This window comes from Massilia sp. TWR1-2-2, from assembly GCF_049897565.1.
Lineage (GTDB): Bacteria > Pseudomonadota > Gammaproteobacteria > Burkholderiales > Burkholderiaceae_D > JAFCUW01.
In genome coordinates, this window is the sequence record NZ_JAFCWM010000075.1 from 1 (window position 1) to 3,454 (window position 3,454).

Annotated in this window: 2 protein-coding genes and 1 pseudogene; all 3 read right to left on the reverse strand. The window is 59.0% G+C overall.

From position 1 onward, the window contains the following. Window positions 1–418: pseudogene (locus ACP7DD_RS26330) on the reverse strand (RHS repeat domain-containing protein); the annotation flags it as partial. 90 nt (window positions 419–508) lie between these two features. Beyond that, the gene (locus ACP7DD_RS26335; protein WP_426178331.1) at window positions 509–934 is read right to left on the reverse strand and encodes a hypothetical protein; all 426 of its coding nucleotides are present in this window, start codon (window positions 932–934) and stop codon (window positions 509–511) included. Further along, window positions 931–3,454 (reverse strand): RHS repeat-associated core domain-containing protein (locus ACP7DD_RS26340; protein ID WP_426178332.1); only part of this gene is annotated, 2,524 nt, incomplete at its 5' end. The genes ACP7DD_RS26335 and ACP7DD_RS26340, both read right to left, overlap by 4 nt.

Genomic DNA, 3,454 nt, shown 5'->3' on the forward strand with positions numbered 1-3,454 from the left:
CCCGTGCCGTGCCGGTTTTTGCTGCCGCAAAGCCCAGCGAACCATTGTCGTCGGTGGTCGACTGAACCGTTTTACGGCAGACGAGCGCGAGCGGCTTGCCGTTTGGCAGGGTTGCAGCCAGGGCGCAATTGGCTACTTGTCCGTCGGCGCCGCGTTGGCCGTGGAAGGTGTAGGTCGTGATCCGGTTTGCTTCGGCGACGGCGCTTTTCAGCGGCCACTCGGGATGCCATTGGGTACTGGCCATGCGGGCCATTTTGCTGATGACGGGGTTGGCCCCCACCGGGCAGCTTGCGCCTGCGGCCAGGCCTTCAATCCGACGTGTTTCCAGGCCGCGCACCACGTCGGTGGCAACGCAGGTTTTCTGGCCATTAAAGTCAGTACGGCTGACGAGGTCGCCGCTGCTGGTGTATTCGAACACGCTGGCGCCGGCATCGCACCCGGCGCCGGCCGGCTGGCTTTCGCTGACGATGCGCCCCCTGCCATCGCTGGGGTAGCTGCCGGTGTCGTATTACAGGTGGTAGTTCCTCCAGTAGATGACTACATTGTTGAGGGGGGTGCAGGTGGTCAGTACCAGCGAATTGAGTTCGGCGCCAACCGGAGCGGCATCGCGACTAGACAAGATTAAGTAAACCTTTTCGGGTGCAAATGAAGACTGCCCGTTAAATTCAAGGCGTGTAGTGACAGTTCCGCGTGTTTGCAGCTGCGCTTGCACACATCCTGTCTTGAAGTTCCTTTCGACCCATTTTCGTGATAATTCTATAGTTAAGTCCGCTTTAGGAACCATTGCCGAAACATCAATTTCGAGCGACGCTCCTGACGTAACTGTGGAAATCGGTTTTTTCAGCGCGATTTCATTCGGGCCTGCGATCAAATTTACGGGCACCTCAGTGAGGCGGGTGACGCTTCCGAACAGCAGAATCCATAGAAAGTTCATTTCGTTTTCCTCGCACGTCGCAGAACCGTAGCAGCCCATGACTGGCAATTCCTTGCACCGAATAGATGAGCCGTCGTGCCAGGATATGCCGCTATGCTGTACTTTGGCGCGCCTACCTCGGCGATCGCCTTCTCGACAGCGCTATCAAACTTGGAATCCTTCGAGACAGACTCGCACCTGCCGTTAATCGATTCATTGTTATCAATGCGGCCTTGGCTCCACAACATGCTGTCGCCCGGCATGAAGCTGAATACCTTTCCATTGACAACTAGATACTCGTGACGTAGCGGATTGCCCGATGGCGCTGTCGGCACTGTACCGCCGAGTTCGCGAGCACAGAGCAACGTTTCTAAGCCCTCGGGATCGGTAAACATAACCGGATTCCCTTCCGCGTATGTGTACGTACTAATGCCACCGTCAAGTCCGATGGGATCGCTCTGCACATACCGGCCTGTCTGCGGATCGTAATCCCTAAAGCGGTTGTAGTGGTTGTTCGTCTCCTTGTCGAATAGTTGTCCCGGAAAACGAGGATTGTAAGCGAACAAGCCCATCCGGCTTGGGTTCTCGTCAGGTTGATCGAGCCCAAACGGATCCGCGTCATTCCAGCGCCAAACCATCTTGTTGTCGCTCGCACGCGTCAACACGCGTGACGTGTTTAGGTGGTCAGAGAACGCGTGGTAAATCGCGAAGTTCAACGGTCCCTTTGTGCTTGGGGTCTCTGTATTTGGCTTCAACACCGTCGCTGGCAGTTCGCCGAGGTAAACAGTTTCCTGCACTGCGTTGCCTGCGTTATCGTACTCCCCAAGAAGCTGGCCTCGTTCGCCGTACACGTAAAGCACTGCGCCGCCCGCGGCACCTGTCTTCAAAACGCGTTGACCAAGCGCATTGTAGCGATAACCCGTCGAGACCGCGCCGCGACCTACCCAGCTTAAGCGGCCGTCAGTTCCGTAGTTGTATTGAATCGCCCCATCGCTTTGCAAGTTGCCGGTAGCGTCATAGGAGTTTTGCTTGAACGGGCCCGGGCCCGTTGTGCTGGTAAGGCGATTGCTTGTGGCGCTGATCGCGTTGATATATGTGTTCGCGCCGAACGTTGCTCGAATGCGATTTCCATTGGCGTCATACTGGAACCGCTGGCTCCTGTTAGCGCCGTCAAATGCAATCAGCCGGTCAAGACCGTCGTAGCCATAGCGCTGATCGAGCAGGGCAGCCCCTGCGGTGCCGGTGTGTTTGGTCGCCGTAATGCGTCCTGCGGCGTCGTAGCTCAGCGTGCGCACTGTGCCGTTATTGGCGGGATGGCCCAACGGATAGCTGACGATCCGGCCGTCGAGATCGAATTTGCGCTCGTAGATGTTCGGGATGGCGGTGCTGCTGTTGCCCCAAGTCCAGCCACGTACTGCACCGAAGGGCAGATAGCGGATGTCGCCCAGAATCGTAACCGGGCTGGCGCCTGGCGCGATCAGCACCAGGCTCTTCACGCGGCCATCGGTGCCATACGTGTACTTGATCCGATTGCCGCTGGGGTAGGTCATCGACGTGACATGTCCGACGCTGGTGCCGCTGCTGCCGTACGTATAAGCTGTCGTAAAACTCTTCGCCGTAGCGCCGCTGCCGACTATCTGAACCTTTTTCAGCAGCCTGCCAAACCCGTCGTAGTCGTAGCTGGTCTGACCCGATGCGTCGCTCATTTTGATCAAGCGTCCGGTCGCGCCGGTGCCGTCCTTGCCATATTCAAATACGCTTGTCCCTAGCTGGGTCAGACGCCCTGCAGCATCGAATTTATACGTCGTCTTGCGCGCGGCGGCGTCAGTGCTGCTGAGAGGATTGCCAGCGCCATCGTAGCTGGTAGTCGTCGTTCCCGTGTCCGGACTGACGATGCCGGTTTGCTGGCCGAGCCCTTCCACGTTGTAGCGCGTGATCAGCTTGCGCGGATCGGTCACCGAAAGCAGCGCGTCCTGATGCGAATACCCGTAGCCGAGCACCGGCGCCGCGGCGCCCGGCGTCGGTGGCGGCAGTGTTTGCGCCACCACCCGGTCGAAGCTGTCGAACACCTGGGTCGTCTTGCGCCCTAGCGGATCGATGGCCGCGGTCAGGTTGCCGCTTCGGTCGTAGGCATAACTCATGCCTGTATCCAGGTCGTCGCGCTGCTCCTTCTGCAGCCGATTGAGCGCGTCATAGCTGCGCTTTGCCGTCAACACCAGCTCGCCGCCCGCGCCGCGCACTTCCTGCTTCACCACGTTGTCCATGTTGTCGAGCGTGAAGTGCGCCGTGTTGCCCGCGCCATCGCGCAGATCGGTGAGGCGGTGCGCCGCGTCGTAACCGTATTCGATGACGGACCCGTCGGGCGCGGTCGTGCGGATCAGTTGGCCTGCGTCGTCATAAAAATAGTGCGTGCGTTGAATTGCGCCCTGGCCGTCTTGCACCGTGCGCACTGCCACGCGCCGACGCTCACCGTATTCCAGGGTGATCAGCTGCCCATCCGGTTGTTTGATGTCGGTCGGCAGGCCGTCCTTGCTGTACGCG

Excerpts from the sequence above, each read along its gene's own strand:
- ACP7DD_RS26335 (WP_426178331.1), bottom strand. The coding sequence starts at position 934 with ATGAACTTTCTATGGATTCTGCTGTTCGGAAGCGTCACCCGCCTCACT.